16 protein-coding genes are annotated in these 16,506 nt (G+C 74.1%); 15 read left to right on the top strand and 1 reads right to left on the bottom strand.

Translation table 11 applies throughout. From position 1 onward, the window contains the following. Window positions 1-139: 139 nt before the first annotated feature. Window positions 140-529, top strand: coding sequence for a hypothetical protein (locus VFZ92_RS02255; protein WP_330873963.1), 390 nt, complete (start codon window positions 140-142; stop codon window positions 527-529). Between the two features lie 51 nt (window positions 530-580). Here VFZ92_RS02255 and VFZ92_RS02250 read toward each other — a convergent pair whose 3' ends face one another. After that, window positions 581-1,522 (bottom strand): winged helix-turn-helix domain-containing protein, encoded by a 942-nt coding sequence (locus tag VFZ92_RS02250; RefSeq protein ID WP_330873962.1) that lies wholly within the window; start codon window positions 1,520-1,522, stop codon window positions 581-583. Between the two features lie 59 nt (window positions 1,523-1,581). On the opposite strand from VFZ92_RS02250, the gene VFZ92_RS02245 reads away from it, so the two are divergent. The 14 genes from VFZ92_RS02245 to VFZ92_RS02180 all read left to right on the top strand — a co-directional run bounded on the left by VFZ92_RS02245 (window position 1,582) and on the right by VFZ92_RS02180 (window position 16,167). After that, window positions 1,582-2,760, top strand: a complete 1,179-nt coding sequence (locus tag VFZ92_RS02245) for an MFS transporter (protein WP_330873961.1) — start codon at window positions 1,582-1,584, stop codon at window positions 2,758-2,760. 258 nt (window positions 2,761-3,018) lie between these two features. Next, window positions 3,019-3,648: an isochorismatase family cysteine hydrolase gene (locus tag VFZ92_RS02240; RefSeq protein ID WP_330873960.1), complete on the top strand. Its 630-nt coding sequence runs from the start codon at window positions 3,019-3,021 to the stop codon at window positions 3,646-3,648. Continuing rightward, window positions 3,627-4,493, top strand: a complete 867-nt coding sequence (locus VFZ92_RS02235) for an SAM-dependent methyltransferase (protein ID WP_330873959.1) — start codon at window positions 3,627-3,629, stop codon at window positions 4,491-4,493. Before VFZ92_RS02240 ends, VFZ92_RS02235 begins: the two co-directional genes overlap by 22 nt. A gap of 260 nt (window positions 4,494-4,753) precedes the next feature. Beyond that, entirely contained in the window at window positions 4,754-6,016 is a 1,263-nt protein-coding gene (locus VFZ92_RS02230) for an ATP-grasp domain-containing protein (protein ID WP_330873958.1), read from the top strand. Beyond that, complete coding sequence (locus tag VFZ92_RS02225) at window positions 6,013-6,846, top strand: Rossmann-like domain-containing protein (RefSeq protein ID WP_330873957.1); 834 nt, start codon at window positions 6,013-6,015, stop codon at window positions 6,844-6,846. The genes VFZ92_RS02230 and VFZ92_RS02225 overlap by 4 nt, the downstream gene beginning before the upstream one ends. Further along, on the top strand, window positions 6,843-7,904 hold the full coding sequence (locus VFZ92_RS02220; protein WP_330873956.1) for a PLP-dependent cysteine synthase family protein: 1,062 nt from the start codon (window positions 6,843-6,845) through the stop codon (window positions 7,902-7,904). Before VFZ92_RS02225 ends, VFZ92_RS02220 begins: the two co-directional genes overlap by 4 nt. Then, on the top strand, window positions 7,901-8,920 hold the full coding sequence (locus VFZ92_RS02215) for an enolase C-terminal domain-like protein (protein WP_330873955.1): 1,020 nt from the start codon (window positions 7,901-7,903) through the stop codon (window positions 8,918-8,920). Before VFZ92_RS02220 ends, VFZ92_RS02215 begins: the two co-directional genes overlap by 4 nt. After that, window positions 8,917-10,104, top strand: coding sequence for an MFS transporter (locus tag VFZ92_RS02210; RefSeq protein ID WP_330873954.1), 1,188 nt, complete (start codon window positions 8,917-8,919; stop codon window positions 10,102-10,104). Before VFZ92_RS02215 ends, VFZ92_RS02210 begins: the two co-directional genes overlap by 4 nt. Then, window positions 10,101-10,889, top strand: a complete 789-nt coding sequence (locus VFZ92_RS02205) for a class I SAM-dependent methyltransferase (protein WP_330873953.1) — start codon at window positions 10,101-10,103, stop codon at window positions 10,887-10,889. Before VFZ92_RS02210 ends, VFZ92_RS02205 begins: the two co-directional genes overlap by 4 nt. Further along, on the top strand, window positions 10,886-12,418 hold the full coding sequence (locus VFZ92_RS02200) for an ABC transporter substrate-binding protein (protein WP_330873952.1): 1,533 nt from the start codon (window positions 10,886-10,888) through the stop codon (window positions 12,416-12,418). The genes VFZ92_RS02205 and VFZ92_RS02200 overlap by 4 nt, the downstream gene beginning before the upstream one ends. Further along, window positions 12,415-13,365: an ABC transporter permease gene (locus VFZ92_RS02195; RefSeq protein WP_330873951.1), complete on the top strand. Its 951-nt coding sequence runs from the start codon at window positions 12,415-12,417 to the stop codon at window positions 13,363-13,365. The genes VFZ92_RS02200 and VFZ92_RS02195 overlap by 4 nt, the downstream gene beginning before the upstream one ends. After that, the gene (locus VFZ92_RS02190) at window positions 13,362-14,138 is read left to right on the top strand and encodes an ABC transporter permease (RefSeq protein ID WP_330873950.1); all 777 of its coding nucleotides are present in this window, start codon (window positions 13,362-13,364) and stop codon (window positions 14,136-14,138) included. Before VFZ92_RS02195 ends, VFZ92_RS02190 begins: the two co-directional genes overlap by 4 nt. Beyond that, on the top strand, window positions 14,135-15,619 hold the full coding sequence (locus VFZ92_RS02185; protein ID WP_330873949.1) for an ABC transporter ATP-binding protein: 1,485 nt from the start codon (window positions 14,135-14,137) through the stop codon (window positions 15,617-15,619). The genes VFZ92_RS02190 and VFZ92_RS02185 overlap by 4 nt, the downstream gene beginning before the upstream one ends. Then, window positions 15,616-16,167, top strand: a complete 552-nt coding sequence (locus VFZ92_RS02180; RefSeq protein WP_330873948.1) for a GNAT family N-acetyltransferase — start codon at window positions 15,616-15,618, stop codon at window positions 16,165-16,167. Before VFZ92_RS02185 ends, VFZ92_RS02180 begins: the two co-directional genes overlap by 4 nt. Window positions 16,168-16,506: the final 339 nt, after the last annotated feature.

The raw sequence follows: 16,506 nt of genomic DNA, 5'->3' as shown, positions 1-16,506 counted from the left end.
ACCGTCCACAAGGGACCGCAGAGCGACGTCGTCGGCACGTCGGCCGCTCGCGGGTCCGCCCGGTCACCGGCCGGGGGTCGCGGCACCCGTTCGCCACGTCCCCGGCGAGCCGCTCAGCCGCACGTTCTAGGGTGACCGCATGATTTTCTACACGGACGTGGAAAGCCGGACCCTGCGCAGGGCCGTGTACGGCGCGATGGTGCTCGTGTCGCACGCCGACCCCGGCCCGGTGGTCGAGGAGCGCTTCGCGGGCCTCAAGGCGATGGTCAACCTCTCTCGCGAGCTGCGCGAGGTCCTCGGCGCCTCCCGCGTCCGCCTGCCGGAGGGCACGGACGCCGACCTGGAGACCGCCGTCCTCGACGCGCTCACCGCCTCCATGAAGATCCTCACCGCGAAGGCACCGGCCGAGGCCGAGGCGTTCCCGGCCGCGATGATCGCGATCTGCGAGGAGGTGGCCACCGCCGACGGCCAGGTGGCCCCCGCGGAGGACGAGATGATCGCCAAGGTGCGGGCCGCGCTGACCCCCTGACCCCGCACGCCCCGGCACCCGCGTCCGTCGCGTCCGCCGGACGCCGGGGCGTCAGACCGAGGGCAGGCCGAGCAACGCCTCACCCCGCTCGGTGAGCCGGTAGAACACCCCTCGCCCGACCCGTGACCGGGTGACCACCCCCGCGTCGCGGAGCACCGCGAGGTGACCGCTGACCGTGCCCAGCGACAGGTCGAGCGCGGCGGCGAGCTGGGTGCTGGTCGCGGGTCGGGCGAGTTCGGCGACCACGCGGGCGCGGCCGGGGCCGAGCAGCACGGACAGCGGGTCCGTCGGCGTGGGTTCCAGGGCGGCCGCCGCGCCGCGCGCCGGGTAGACGAGGGCGTAGCGGGGCGGGTGCTCGCACGTCCACGAGCCCTGCCGGGCCGTGTAGGGCACGAACAGCAGCCCCTGGTCGCCGATGTCGCGGTCGGAGTACCGCTGGTCGCTGAACCGGATCGCGTCGGGCCCGACCCAGGTCGACCGCCGGGTCATGCCCGTGACGGCGCGCTGCCAGCCGTGCGCGGCCAGCAGCCCGGAGCGGTGGGTGATCTCGCGCTCCAGCACGGCGCGGCGGCGCGGCCAGGTCGGCAGGACGAACCGCCGCCAGCCCTCCTCGAAGACCTCGGCGATCCGGGGCGCGAGGTCGCCGGACGGCAGCCAGTCCGGGTCGCGCCGGGCCGCGCTCGCCGCCACGGTGTCGCGCAGGGTCCGGCGCACGTCGTCGTCGGAGAAGGCGGCGACCTCGGCGAGTTCCCCGTCCAGCGCGGTGTCCACACCGCCGGTCGGCGGGACGCCGACGAAGTCGGGGAACCACTTCGTCGTCGCCACGAGCCCGAGCAGGCCGGCGGCGACGGGGTCGCGGGCGGTCCACTCGCGGTAGGCGCTCGACGTCCCGGTGCGCTGGAACGCGATCAGCTGCCCCACCGTCTCGGCGAGCGGCGACAGGGCGAAGCGCGACCGGGCCAGGCCGGTGGGGCTCAGGCGGAGCAGGGTCATGGTTGCGCCTTTCGCCGCAGCAATGGCGGTCGTCGTGGTCGGCTCACCATCCTTCAGCGGTGATCGGCTTCCACACCTTCCTCGTCGCCCGCACCGTCTCGCACCTCGGCACGTCGATGTCGACGGTGGCGCTGGCGTTCGGCGTCCTCGGTGCCTCCGGGCGGCCCTCCGACCTCGGGATCGTGCTGGCCGCGAGCTTCGGGCCGCACCTGGCGCTGCTGCTCGTGGGCGGCGCGGTCGCGGACCGCTTCTCCCGCAGGACGGTACTCGTCGTCGCGAACCTGGTCGCGGGCCTCGCGCAGGCCGGGGTGGCGGCCGTGCTGCTCACCGGCCGCTACTCGCTGCTCGTGGTGTCGGCGCTGGCGCTGGTGAACGGGGTGGCGGAGTCGTTCGCCTCCCCCGCGCTGCGCGGCATCGTCCCCGACCTCGTCCCGCCCGCCGACCTGCACCGGGCGAACTCGCTGCTCGCGTCGGCCCGCCACGCCGCGCGGATCGTCGGCCCCGCAGCGGCCGGGGTCGTCGCGGCGGTCGCCAACGGCGGCTGGGCCATCGCCGTGGACGCGCTGTCGTTCCTGGTCGCCGCCGCCCTGCTGACCCGGCTGCCCGCCAGGCGGTCCCCGGCGGGCGGGAGCCTCCTGCCGGACCTGCGCGACGGCTGGCACGAGTTCCGGTCGAGGCGGTGGGTGTGGACGGCGGCGCTCTGGTTCTCCCTGTTCAACCTCGCCAACGTCGGCGCGTGGCAGGTGCTCGGGCCCGCGCTCACCGGTCCGGTGGCCTGGGGCGTCGTGCTCAGCGTGCGCGCGGTCGGCCTGCTCGCGATGAGCCTGGTCCTCTACCGGCTCGCGCCGCGCCGCCCGCTGCGCACCGGGGCGCTGGCCGCCGCGACCGGCGCGCTCCCGCTGCTCGCGCTGGGCACCGGGGCCCCGGTCCCGGCACTGGTCGCGTGCGCGTTCCTGAGCGCGCTGGGGTTCGCGACCTGGGGCGTCCTGTGGGACACCGCGCTCCAGCGGCACGTGCCCGCCGGGGTCCTGTCGCGGGTGGCGTCCTACGACGACCTGCTGTCGTTCGCCGCCATCCCGCTCAGCCTCCTGCTGGTCGGCCCCGCGGCGGCCGTCTGGGGCGCCGGACCGGTCACCCTCGTCTGCGGGGTCGTCTGCGCGGTGTCCGCGGTGGCACCGTTGACCGTGCGGGAATTCCGGGACTTCCCGGCGCGGACCGCCGTCGCGGTCGACCGGTGAGGACCGAACGGCGGTGGCGCGGAGTGACCGGGGCCTTCCACCACTCACCTCTTCGGGGCTGGTTCATCCTTTTCGGTGACTGAGGATTGCTTTTCCGACAGGCGTGCAACGATCTGACGGACGACCGAACGACGCACTTGTGAATGCACCGGCAATCTTCGTTTTGTCATTCCTGATCCGGAAAGAGGTTGGCGAATCAATGCGCACCGCTGCCGATCGAATCGGACTGGCCGCCGACCGGGGAGCGGTGGTGGGGTCGTGAGGACCGCCCTGGTCGTCGTGGACCTCCAGAACGACTTCTGCACCGGACCGGCCGTCGCGGCGCGCTACCGCGGCACCCCGGAGGAGCTGGACGAGGTGACGACGAACGCCGCGCGGGCCGTCGACGCGGCGCGGGAGCACGGCACGGAGGTCGTGTTCGTCCGGTACCTCGGCGACGCGCGGCGCACCACGGGCCGGTGGCGGGAGCAGGCGCTCCGCAGGCGGCCGAGGTGCGTGGAGGGCTCGCGCGGCGCGGAGTTCCACAAGGTCTCGCCCGCGCCGGGCGAACGGGTCTTCACGAAGCGGGCGTGCTTCGACGCGTTCCTCTGCGACGGGTTCGAGGAGCACCTGGTGGAGCGCGACATCGGGCACCTCGTGTTCGCGGGCCTCTACACCGACGTGTGCGTCGACTCGACCGCGCGGACGGCGTTCCAGAAGGGTTTCGACGTCACGGTCCTGACGGACTGCACGACGAGCATGCACCTCCCGGACGAGGAGATCCTGCGGTTCATGAGCGTCGTCTACGGCGCTCGCACCACCACGCACGAACAGCTCTTCGCGGACGAGGGGGACGAGTGGTCGGCACCGAGCATCGGCATCCGGGCGTGGAGGACGGCGTCGGCCTGACGGCGCTCATGGTCGCGGCGGCGCGGGCGATCGAGACGCACCGCGGTGACAGCCTGGCGACGGACCTCTACGCCGAGCACTTCGTGCGCGCGGCGAAGGCCTCCGAGGGCTGGCCCGTCCGCGAGTGGGACGTGCCGGACGGGGACGCGAACCCGCTGTGGGGGCGGCTGGCGCGGTACTTCGGGCTGCGGACGAGGGTGTTCGACGACCACCTGCTGCGGTCGACCCGTGCGGGGGCCCGGCAGGTGGTGCTGCTGGGCGCGGGCCTGGACTCGCGGGCGTTCCGGCTCGACTGGCCGCCCGGCGTGGCGCTGTTCGAGGTCGACCGCGAGGGCGTCCTGGACTTCAAGCACGAGGTGCTCGACGGTCTGCGCGCGACGCCGAAGCTCGCCAGGAAGGCGGTCGCGGTCGACCTGCGCGACGACTGGACGGGCGCGTTGGCGCGGTCGGGCTTCAACCCGGCCCTGCCGACGGCCTGGCTGGCCGAGGGCGTCCTGCTGTTCCTCCCCCGGACGACCGAGGAGGAGCTGGTCTCGTCCGTCGACCGGCTGAGCGCGCCGGGCAGTTCCGCGGCGTTCGAGGCCAAGCTCGCCAGGGAGCTGCCGGACGTCCACGACGACCGCCTGTACGCCTCGGCCCGCAGGCAGATCGGCCTCGACCTGCTGGCGCTGTTCGACGGCGGCCCCCGACCGGACTCGGCGGGCGAGCTGACCGCGCGCGGTTGGTCCACTTCGGACCACACGCCGTACGACTTCACCGACCACCACGGTCGGGGCCCGCGCCCCGAACCGGGGGACCCGCTGTCGGGCAACAGGTGGGTGTTCGCGGAGAAGCTCTCGCACTGAGCCCGCGCCACCGCGGTCTCGGGACCGCGGTGGGTGTCCACTGAGGCCGGAAGCCTCCGGACGGCACCGCGGCGGTGACGGACGCACGTCGACCACCGCCGCGGTCGGCCGGATGCCCGCGGGCTCCCCGTCACCGCCGATCCATGCATGATCGACATCGTGTGCCACATCACCTGAACGGTGGTTCGCCGATCTACTGACAATGATTACCATTCCCCTCCGTGGCCGCCCACTGGCCAGCCGCCGGAGAAGGGGATTGCGTGGCGCACCTGCTGATGATCGAGAGCTGGGTCGGGGCGATGAGCTCGCTGCTGCCCAGAGCCATCCGCGAGACCGGGCACCGCTTCACGTTCCTCACCCGCGACCTGCACCACTACCTGCGCTCGGCGCCGGGTGCGGGCCCCCACCCCCTGCTGGCGGCGGAGAACGTGCTCACCGCCGAGACCAACGACGTGCCCGCCCTGCTGGCCTACGTCGAACGCGTGCACGAGGTGCTGCGGTTCGACGGGGTGATCACCTCGTGCGACTACTACCTGTCGACCGTCGCCGAGGTCGCCGCCCACCTCGGCCTGCCGGGCCCCGACCCGCGGGCCGTGGAACGCGCCTACCGCAAGGACTTCACCAGGGCCGCCCTGCGCGACGCGCGCGTGCCCGGTCCGCGGTACGAGCTGGCCGAGGGCTGGTCGGCGACGGCGAAGGCGGCGTCCGGGCTGGGCTACCCGCTCGTGGTGAAGCCGGTCGACCTCTGCGGCGGGATGCACGTGCGCAAGGTCGCCGACGAGACCCAGCTCCGCGAGGCGTTCCTGGCGCTGGAGGCGTTCCCGGTCAACGCCCGCAGCCAGCCGCGCGTGCCGTCGGTGCTGCTCGAAGAGCTTCTGACCGGCCCCGAGGTGAGCGTCGAGACGGTGACGCACGACGGCGTGACGCACGTGGTCGGCGTGACGGACAAGAGCCTCGCGGGCGAGCCGTGGTTCGTCGAGAGCGGGCACATGTTCCCGGCCGACCTGGACGCCGCCGACCGGGACGCCGCCGTGGCCACGGCCGTCGCGGCGATCGGCGCGCTGGGCCTGGACAACGCGGTGGCGCACACCGAGGTCAAGCTGACCGAGGACGGGCCGAGGCTGATCGAGGTGAACCCCCGACCGGCGGGCAACCAGATCACCGAACTGGTCCGCCGGGTGACGGGGATCGACCTGCCCGCCGTGTTCGCGCAGCTCGCGGTCGGCGAACGGCCCGCGCTGACCCCGGCTGCCACCGGGGTGCGCAGCGCCGCCATCTCGTTCCTGCTGCCGCCGCGCGCGGGGCTGCTCGCCGGGATCGACGGAGCCGAGGCGCTCGGGCGGGAGTCCGGTGTCGTGGACTGGGCGCTCAAGCCGAGCGGCCACCGCGCGGGCGACCCGACCAGCAACAACACCTACCTCGGCCACGTGGTGGTGACCGACGTCGACGGCGCGGGCGCGCGGGCGAGGGCCGAGCGCGCCGTGGCCGGGCTCTCCGTGCGGTACGCGGAGGAGCGGGCGTGACCGTGCGGTCGACCCACCAGCCCGTCTCCTCCGTCGCCGACCTGACCGAGCTGGTCCGGGCCGGGGCGCTCGGCCCCGACCCGGCGTCGTGCGCGGTCAGCGTCGCCTTCACCACGAGCCAGGGCGCGCGGCACGCGTCCAGGGACCGGTCCTACCGCAACACCGTGGTGAGCCTGCGGATCGAGCGGGCCGTCGGGTCGTGCGCGGTCGAACCGGGGGAACTCGCCGACGCCGACGTGCACGACTGCGTGGGCGCCTCCGCCGCGGACCTGCTCGCCCACCCCAGCCCCGCCATCCGGACCGCCGCGCTCGACGCGTACCTGATGAGCGCCCACCCGCACGAGCGCTCCGGCGCGCGCCCGGTCGTCGTGGCCGGGGGCACGTCGCTGGAGAAGTCGCTGGCGCGCGCGTCGGCCGTGGTCGACCTGCTCGACGCCCCACCGGGCAGCCGGGTGCTGGTGGTCGGCGTGGTGAACTCGCTGCTGCACCACCTGCGCGCCCGCGGCCTGCGGTACGTGCCGTGCGACCTCAAGGGCGGCCGGACGGAGTGGGACGAGCCGGTCGTCACCGACGCGCTGGCCGCCGTGGAGCACTGCGACCTCGTGCTCGTGTCCGGCATGGCCGTCGGCAACGGCAGCTTCGAACCCCTGCTGCGCACGGCGTCCCTGGCCGGACGACCCGTCGTCGCGTTCGCGCAGACGGCCAGCGCGGTCCTGCCGTGGTTCCTGGGCGCGGGCCTGTCCGCCGTGTCCGCCGAGCCCTACCCGTTCTTCTGGCTCGACGGCGGCCCGACGACCGTCTTCCAGTACCGGCGGGAGCACACGTCGTGACACCACGCCGGAACACCCACCTGCTCGACCTGCTCGGCAAGACCCCGGTGGTCCGGATCGACACGCCGCTCCCCCACCGGCACGGCGGTTTCTGGGCGAAGCTCGAAGGGTTGAGCGCGGGCGGCATGAAGGCGAGGCCCGCCGTGTCGATGCTGCTGGCGGCCCGCGAACGCGGTGAGCTGCGGCCGGGGGCGGTGGTCGTGGAGTCGACCAGCGGCACGTTCGGCATCGGCCTCGCGTTCGCCTGCCAGGTGCTCGGCCACCCCGTGGTGCTCGTGGTGGACGACGAGCTGGAGCCGTCGATGCGGGCCCTGCTGCGCGCGCACGGGGCCCGGCTGGAGGTGGTCGACCGCCCGCACGAGACCGGGGGCTGGCAGCAGGCCAGGCTCGACCGGCTGCGGTCGGTGCTCGGCGACCTGCCCGGCGCGTACTGGCCGGACCAGTACAACAACCCCGACAACCCGAGCGGGTACGCCGGGCTGGCCGCGGAACTGGCCGAGCAGCTCGACCACGTGGACGTCCTGGTGTGCAGCGTGGGCACCGGCGGGCACAGCGCGGGCGTCATCTCGACGCTGCGCCGCTACTGGCCGGACGTCCGGCTGGTCGGCGTGGACGCGGTGGGGTCGACCATCTTCGGCCAGCCCGCGCGGTCACGGGTGATGCGCGGGCTCGGCAGCAGCATCCACCCGCGCAACGTGGCCTACGCCGAGTTCGACGAGGTGCACTGGCTCGGACCCGTGGAGGTCGTGGACGCGTGCCGCCGCCTGGCGAGGGACTGCTTCGTGTCCGGTGGCTGGAGCACCGGCGCGGTGGCGCTGGTGGCCGCCTGGGTGTCGCGGGTGGAGACCGGGGCCAGCGTCGTGACGATCTTCCCGGACGGCCCGCACCGCTACCTCGGCACGATCTTCGACGACGACTTCTGCGCGGGCCGCGGCCTCCTGGGCCCCGCCGCCGACCGGCCGATGGAGATCGGCCACGCCGACGCGGTCGAGGTCAGCGGCTGGGCGCGCTGCCGGTCCGTGGTCGACCCGCGCCTGGCCGTCGGGGTGCCCGCGTGAGGCTCGACTGGACGGTGCGCGGCCTCACCCTGCGGACTCCCCTGCGCATCTCGCGGTCGGTCATGGCCCGCCGGGACGCGGTCCAGGTGGTCGTCGAGCACGACGGGCTCCGCGGTCACGGCGAGGTCGTGACGAGCGTCTTCCACGACCTCGACGTCGAGCGGATCACCTTGCTGCTGGAGGAGTTCCGGGCGGTGGCCGCCGAGTGCTCCTCGCCGGAGGCGCTGCTCGCCGACCTGCCGGGCTTCGACCTCCCGCCGGGTGTGCTGGCGGCGGTCGACGCCGCCCTGCACGACGTCATCGGCCACGGCGGCGGGGTTCCCGTGCACGCCTTGGCCGGGGTTCCGCTGTGGACCGACGTGCCGACGGCGTGCACGATCGGCATCACCGACCCCGGATCCGCCGCCGCCGCGGCGGCGGCGTTGGCCGCCAGGGGTTTCTCCCTGCTCAAGGTCAAGCTCGGCGCCGAGGACGACGTCGCGGTGGTGACCGCGGTCCGGGCCGCCGCGCCGGAGACCCGGTTGCTGCTCGACGCCAACGGCGGGTGGACGCCCGAGCGCACCGTGCGGGTGGTCGAGCGGCTCACGGCCGCAGGCGTCGTGGTGGACGCGCTCGAACAGCCCGTCGCTCCGGGTGATCCGGCCCGTCTCGCCTGGGTGCACGACCGGTGCCCCGTGCCGCTGATCGCCGACGAGGACGCGGCGACCGCGGCCGACGTGCGCGCGCTGGCGGGCGTCGTGGACGGCGTGAACGTCAAGCTGGCCAAGTGCGGCGGGATCGGGCCCGCGCTGGAGATCATCTCCGTCGCCCGCGAGCACGGCCTGGACGTGATGCTGGGCTGCCTGGTCGCCAGTTCGCTGGGCATCGCGCCCGCCGTGCACCTCACCGGGCACGCCCGGTGGGTCGACCTGGACGGCCACCTCCTGCTCGCCGACGACCCGTGGACCGGCATCGGCGGCGAGGACGGCACCCTCCGCCTGTCCGGTTCCCCCGGTCTCGGCGTGGCACCGCGATGACCGCGCTGCGGGGCTTCCCGGTGTCCGTCCGCCTGCTGCTGGTCAACCAGTTCGGCGTGAACACGGGCTTCTACCTGCTGATCCCCTACCTGGCCACGTACCTCGGCGGCGGTCTCGGCCTGTCCACGGCGACGATCGGGGTGGTGCTGGGGGTGCGCACGCTCAGCCAGCAGGGGCTGTTCCTGCTCGGCGGCACGGCGTCCGACCGGCTCGGGCCGCGCCGGGTGATCATCGCGGGCTGCGCGCTGCGGGCGGTCGGGTTCGGCCTGTTCGCGGTGGGCGAGTCGGTGGCGGTGCTGCTGGCCGCGTCCGTCCTCAGCGGACTCGCCGGCGCGCTGTTCAACCCGGCCGTGCGCGCGCACATCGCCGTGGAGACGCCCGAGGAGACCAGGGCGGAGGCGTTCGCGCTGTTCAACGTGTTCGGTCAGGCGGGCGCGCTGGTCGGGCCCGTGCTGGGGAGCGCGTTGCTGCTGTGGGACTTCCGGGTCGCGGCGCTGGTAGCCGCCGGGGTCTTCCTCGTGCTCACCGTCGCCCAGGCGGTCGTGCTGCCCGCCCGGCCGGTGACCGCGCGGCGCGGCGCCACGGTGCTCGGCGACTGGCGCGAGTGCCTGGCGAACCGCCGGTTCGTCGCGTTCACCCTCGCGCTGACCGGCATGTTCGCGCTCCAGAACCAGCTCTACCTCGTGCTGCCGCTCCAGGCCCAGCGCGCCACCGGGTCGTCGGGCGTCGTCGCGCTGATCTTCCTGGTGTCGACGGTCGCCACCCTGCTGCTCCAGGTGCGGATCACCCGCGTGCTGTCCGCCAGGGTGGCGCGGGGCAACGCCATCGCGCTCGGTCTGGCGGTCATGGGGACGGGGTTCACCGCCACCGCCGTGGCGGAGGGCGTCGTGCCGGTGCTGGTCGCGACGCTGCTGCTGTCGGTCGGCGTGATGGCGGCCCAGCCGTTCGTCTACGAGCTGGTCCCCCGGTTCGGCCGGGACGAGCTGACCGGCACCTACTTCGGCATGTTCTACCTCGCCTCCGGCGTGGTGGCGGCGGTCGCCAACGCGGTGATCGGCTGGACCATCGGCGCGGCGGGATGGCTCACGTCACCGCTGTGCGTGGCGATCGGGCTCGGCGGCGCGGCCGGTGTCGCCCGGCTGCACCGACGAGGAGCCCTCACCCGACCGGAGGTGGCGCGATGACGAACCTGCTCACGGACAACCCCGAGCTGTACGAACACCAGTTCCCCGACCCCGACCACCTCGCCGCGCGCTTCGTCCACGACCTCGTCACCCGCTTCGACGGCGGACGGCACCTGCTCGACGTCGGCTCCGGCACGGGCCGCGACGCGGGACACCTCGCGCGCACGGGCTACCGGGTCGTCGGGCTCGACAGCTCGGAACGGATGGTCGAGCACGCGCGGGCGCACCACCCCGAGGCGGAGTTCGTGCTCGGCGACATGCGGACGTTCGCGCTGGGCAGGCGGTTCGACGTGCTCACCTGCCTGGACAGCGCGCTGCTGTACAACCACACCAACGCCGACCTCGACGCGTTCCTGACCCGCTGCCGCGAGCACCTCGCGCCCGGCGGCCTGCTCGTCGCCGAGATGCGCAACGGCGCGTTCTTCCTCGGCGGCACCGAGCTGCTCGACGGCGTCCGCACCAGGACCGTCACCTGGCGGGACGTGCCGTACACCTCGCACACCGAGCTGTGGATCGACCACGCCGACCAGCTCCTGCGCCGCCGCCGCACCTGGGAGTGGCCGGGCCGGGCCGAGCCGCTGGTGCAGCGCTCGGCGTGGCGGCTGCTGTTCCCCCAAGAGCTGCGCCACCTGCTCGACCTCGCCGGGTTCGAGGTGCTGGCGCTGTTCGACCGGCCGGGCCCGCGCACGGACGAGCCGTGGACACCCGATGCCGACCTGACCACGCCGCTGTCCGGCGACCGCCTGCACGTCGTGGCCCGCCTCACCGGAAGGACCCATCCATGACCCTCACCCGCCGGGGTTTCCTCGGGCTGACCGCCGGACTGTCCGCCGCCACGCTCACCGGCTGCGCCACCGACGCACCCTCCCCCGCCGCGGCCGGTCCGCGCCGGGGCGGCAGGCTGCGCGCGGCGTTCGCGGGCGGTGGCGCCAAGGAGGTGCTGGACCCGCACCTGGCCAACCTGTTCGTCGAGGCCGCGCGGTCGAAGGCGGTGTTCGACAAGCTCGCCGACCTCGGCCAGGACGTGTCGGCCCAGCCCAGGCTCGCGGAGCGCTGGGAGCCCAGCGCCGACCTCCTGCGCTGGCGCATCACCCTGCGGGAAGCCGTGTTCCACGACGGGAAGCCGGTGCGCGCGCAGGACGTGCTGGCCAGCTACGCCCGCATCCTCGACCCCCGGCGGACGTTCCGCGCGAAGTCGAGCCTGGCGCTGATCGACCTCCCGAACAGCAGGGCCGTGGACGACCGGACCGTGGAGTTCGCGCTGCAACGGCCGTTCATCGAGTTCCCCAACGCCCTGGCGGCGTTCGGGACCTACATCGTGCCGGAGGGGGCGGAGGACTTCACCCGGCCCGTCGGCTCGGGACCGTTCCGCTTCGAGTCGTTCGCGCCGGGCAAGTCGGTGCTGCTCACGCGGAACCCGGACCACTGGGAGGGCGCGCCGCACCTGGACGAGCTGGAGTTCGTGATCGCCAACGAGGAATCGGCGCGCGCCAACGCGCTGCTCGGCGGGCAGGTCGAGTACGCGCACGACCTCACGCCCACCACCGCGCGCGCCAACACCGGCAGCGACCGGATGGTGCTGCACCGCTCCCCCAACAGCGCCGTGCAGTCGTTCGCCATGAAGCTCGACCGGGCGCCGTTCGACAACCCCGACCTGCGCGAGGCGATGTTCCTGCTGGCCGACCGGCCGCAACTGGTGGAGGCGGTCCTCGGCGGCAGCGGGCAGGTCGGCAACGACCTGTTCGGCAAGGGCTACGAGCACTACGCCGACGACATCCCGCAGCGCGCCCGCGACCTGGACAGGGCGAGGTTCCTGATCCGCAAGGCGGGCGCGGAGGGCCTGAGGGTCACGCTCGACACGTCCACGGCGGCGGCCGGGATGGTCGAGGCGGCGACGGTGTTCGCCGACCAGGCCAAGGGGTCGGGCCTGACCATCGAGGTCGTCACGGGCAACAAGGACAGCTACTGGTCGGACACGCTGAAGAACGGCTCCCTGTCGAGCTTCCGGTCCGGCGCCATGCCGATCGAGACGCACATCGCGCAGCGGCTGCTGTCCGACTCCGGCACGAACGTGACGAAGTGGGCCCGCCCCGAGTTCGACGCGCTCTACCGGAAGGCCGTGTCCACCGTGGACGCGGAGGAGCGCGGCGCGGTGTACCGGGAGATGCAGGGTTCCCTGCACGCGCAGGGCGGCTACCTGATGTGGGGCTTCGCCGACTGGATCGTCGGCACGTCGCCGAACGTCGGCGGTGTCGCGACCGCGCCCGCCAACTCCCTGGACTGGGCGCGGTTCGACCGGGTGTGGCTGGGGTGAGCCTGCGCCGGTACGCCACCCGGCGGCTCGGCCTCGGCGTCCTCCAGGTGCTCGCCGTGGCCACGCTGGTGTTCCTGCTCGTGCGGGCGCTGCCGGGGGACGCGGCCGTCGCGCTGGCGGGCGACAACCCGGACCCGCGGCGGATCGAGGAGATCCGGGCGGCGATGGGGCTCGACCGGCCCGCGCTGGAGCGCTGGTGGACGTGGCTGCTGGGCCTGCCCCGGCTGGACCTCGGCGTCTCGCTGGTCTCCGGTCGCCCGGTCGCGGAGTTCCTGCTCGACGGCCTCGGACCGACGGCGGTGCTCGCCGTGCTCACCCTCGTCCTGCTCGTCCCGGTCGCTGTGGGGGTCGGCGTGCTGGCGGCGCTGCGCGAGGGCGGTGCGCTCGACCGGGTGCTCACGTCGATCAGCGTCGGGCTGCACTCGATCCCGGAGTTCGCGCTGGCCGTCGTCCTGATCGCGCTGTTCGGCGTCCAGCTCCGGTGGCTGCCGCCCACGGCCGTCGGCGCGGGCGGGAACCTCCTCGCCCACCCGGAGATGCTGGTGCTGCCGCTCGTGGTGCTGCTGGCCAGGCCGATCTGCTCCATCAGCAGGCTGGTGCGGGCCGGCATGATCGACGCGCTGGCGTCGGACCACGTGCGGCACGCCCGCAGGCTCGGCATCGGCGTGACGCGGCTCCGGTTCGCGCACGCCCTGCCGAACGCGCTGGCCCCGGCGGTTCAGCAGGTCGCGCGCACCACGGACTGGCTGCTGGGCGGCGTGATCGTCGTGGAGGCGGTCTTCGTGATCCCCGGTCTGGGCACCGCGCTGGTCGACGCCGTCGCGGGCCGCGACCTGCCGGTGGTGCAGGGGCTCGCGGTCGTCTTCGCCGTCACGACGGTGCTGGTGAACCTGCTCGCCGACCTGATCGCCTTCCGCCTGGCCCCCCGATCGGCGGGCCTCGCGTGAGGGCGGTCGGAGGTCTGCTCATCGCGGTCCCGCTCGCGCTCGCGCTGCTCGGACCGCTGTTCCTGCCCGACGAGCTGACGCGGGGCGCGCCGTTCACGACGGCCCACCCGCTGGGCACGGACTTCGTCGGGCGCGACGTGTGGCACCAGGTGCTCGCGGGCGGGCAGACCGTCGTGCTGGTCGCGCTGCTGGCGACGCTCGGGTCGTACGCGGTCGGCGTGCCGTGGGGTGTGCTCGCGGCGACGTCCCGGCTCCGGCCGGTCGACGAGCTGCTGATGCGTCCGCTCGACCTGCTGCTCGCCGTGCCGTCGCTGCTGGTGCTGATCCTGGTGGCGGCCATCGCGGGCCAGGGCCTCCCGGTGCTGGTCGGGGTCGTCGTGCTGGTCAACTTCCCGGACGTGGCCCGGCTGTCCCGCGCCGCGGCGCTGGAGATCGCCGGGCGGCCCGCGCTGGAGGCCATGCGCCTCCAGGGCGAGTCGTGGTGGCGCACGTCCATCGTCTACACGGGACGGTCGATGCTGCGCACGGTCGCCGCCGACGTGGGCACCCGGCTGACCAGCGCGCTGTACCTGGTGGCCTCGGCCAGCTTCCTCGGCGTCGGCGTGCCGCCCGACGCGGCGGACTGGGCCGTCATGGTCGACCGCAACCGCGGCGGCCTGTTCCTCCAGCCGTGGGCCGTCGTCGTGCCCGCGCTGCTGATCGTGGCGCTGTCGATCGGGCTCAACCTCGTGTTCGACCGCGCCCTGCGAGCCCGTTCGGAGGTCGCGGCGTGACGCCCGTGGTGCACGTGGAGGACCTGCGGGCCGTCGCCGGGCGGCGCACGCTGCTGGACGGCGTGAGCTTCGCCCTGTCGGCGGGCCGGGTGCTGGCGCTGGTCGGCGCGTCCGGCAGCGGCAAGACCACCACCGGTCTGGCGCTGCTCGGCGAGCACGCGCCGGGCGTCGCCGTGACCGGGCGGGTCTCGGTGACCGGGCGGGTCGCCTTCGTGCCGCAGCACCCGTCGTCCGCCCTCAACCCGGTCCGGCGGATCGGCGGCGTGTTCCGCGAGGTCGCCGCGCTGCACGGCGGCGCGCACCTGATCGCCCCGGCCCTGCGGCGGGCACGGGTGCCCGCCGACCTGCTGCGCCGCTTCCCGCACCAGCTCTCCGGCGGCCAGCAGCAGCGGGTCGTGCTCGCGCTGGCGCTGGTCGGCGACCCGGCGGTGCTGGTGGCCGACGAGCCCACCACGGGTCAGGACCCGATCACCCGCGCGGAGGTCGTGGACGAACTCGCGGCGGTCGTCGCCCAGGGCGTCGCCGTCGTGCTGCTCACGCACGACCTCGACGTGGTCCGCGCGCTGGCCGACGAGGTCGTGGTGCTGCGCGAGGGCCGGGTCGTGGAGGCGGGTGCGGCGGCCGACGTGCTGACCCGGCCCCGCCAGGAGTACACGCGGGCGCTCGTCGCCGCCCAGCCGCGGCTGGGCGTGCCCGACGAGACCGCGGACCGGCCCGCGCGGCTGGAGGTGCGCGACCTGACCGCGCGCCACCGCCGGACGACCGTGCTGCACGGCGTGGACGTCGCGGTCGGCGCGGGCGAGTGCCTCGCCGTCGTCGGGCGGTCCGGCAGCGGCAAGACCACCCTCGCGCGGTGCGTCGCCGGGCTGCACGAGCACCGCACCGGGGACGTGCTGCTGGACGGCAGGCACCTGGCCCGGTCGCTGCGCCGCCGCGGCACCACCGACCTGGCCGCCGTGCAGTACGTGTTCCAGGACGCGCGGGCGTCCTTCGACGAGCACCGGAGCGTGCTCGACCAGGTCGCCCGCACCGCCGTGCGGCTGCGCGGATCGTCCACACCGGACGCTCGGGACGCCGCGCTCGCGGAGCTGGCCGCGGTGGGCCTGGACGAGCGCACCGCGGTGCGCCGACCGGCGAGCCTGTCCGGCGGCGAACTCCAGCGCGCCGCGCTCGTCCGCGCCCTGCTCGCCCGGCCCGACGTGCTGGTCTGCGACGAGGTCACCTCGGGCCTGGACACCCTGACGCGGGCCGCGCTGCTGGACCAGCTCGCCGACCTGCGCGCCGCGCACGGCTGCGCGCTCGTGCTGGTCAGCCACGACCTCGGCGTCGTCGCCCGGCTCGCGGACCGCGTCGCGGTGCTGCACGAGGGCCGCGTCGTCGAATCGGGACCGGCGCGCGACGTGCTCGGCTCCCCCACCCACCCGGTGACCACCGGCCTGCTCGGCAGTGCCGTCGAAGGAACAGAGGAGAAGCGGACGTGACCACCTACCACCGCGAGGTCGGACCCTACGAGGTCAGGCTCGCGACCGAGGCCGACCTGCCGGGCGCGCGCGGCGTCATGCTGGACACCTTCTACCACGAGTTCGGCTACGGCTACCGGCCCGAGTGGCACGCCGACGTGGTCGACCTGGCCGGGTCGTACCTGGTGCCCGAGCGGCACGCGCTGTTCGTGGCGACCAAGGGCGACGAGGTCGTGGCCACCACCGGAGTCCGCTCCACGGCACCGTCGAGCCCGCCGCACCCGGCGTGGCTCGCGGAGCGCTACCCGGCCGGCCCGACCGCGCAGCTGTTCCGCGTCTACGTGCGGCCCGAGCACCGCCGGTGCGGCCTGGCGAGGGCCCTCGTGGCGCTGGCGACGCGGTTCGTGGCCGACACCCCGAGCTACGAGCGGCTGTACCTGCACACCGACACGCGGATCGAGGGCGCCGAGCCGTTCTGGCGGTCGGCGGCCACCGAGGTCTACGACAACCGCGACGGCGACCCGATCAGCTTCCAGACCGTGCACTTCGAGATCCCGCTGGGCCGGTAGCGCGCCCAGGGACCCGGTCGGGCACCGAGTCGACCCGCCCGGTGTTCCCGGAGGCACCGGGTCGGCTCGACCGGGCCACGCTTCCGCACGACGTCCCGTCATCCCGGAAGATCTTTCGTCGAATCGGTTCGACGAAATCAAAACAGACCCGCCCAGCACTATTGCACCGGCGCCGAACAGGGGGCAAGCAGCATTCGGAGCAAGCCATTCACAGGCCGCTGAACTGCACAGGAGCCACTGAATCGGAAACTACCTGGGCGTTCGACGAATTCGACAGTCGAATGCTCGCCGAATGCGCTAGAAAGGTTGTGCGAATCTGCGATTTCACTTACCTTCACA

Source organism: Umezawaea sp. (assembly GCF_036375055.1).
Taxonomy (GTDB): domain Bacteria; phylum Actinomycetota; class Actinomycetes; order Mycobacteriales; family Pseudonocardiaceae; genus Umezawaea.
The sequence above is the reverse complement of the archived record's forward strand: the minus strand, read 5'-3'. Positions and strand labels throughout refer to the sequence as shown.

Bases quoted from the DNA above. Each gene is read 5' to 3' on its own strand.
- VFZ92_RS02255 (WP_330873963.1), top strand. From the start codon at position 140: ATGATTTTCTACACGGACGTGGAAAGCCGGACCCTGCGCAGGGCCGTG.
- VFZ92_RS02250 (WP_330873962.1), bottom strand. From the start codon at position 1,522: ATGACCCTGCTCCGCCTGAGCCCCACCGGCCTGGCCCGGTCGCGCTTC.
- VFZ92_RS02210 (WP_330873954.1), top strand. From the start codon at position 8,917: ATGACCGCGCTGCGGGGCTTCCCGGTGTCCGTCCGCCTGCTGCTGGTC.
- VFZ92_RS02205 (WP_330873953.1), top strand. From the start codon at position 10,101: ATGACGAACCTGCTCACGGACAACCCCGAGCTGTACGAACACCAGTTC.
- VFZ92_RS02200 (WP_330873952.1), top strand. From the start codon at position 10,886: ATGACCCTCACCCGCCGGGGTTTCCTCGGGCTGACCGCCGGACTGTCC.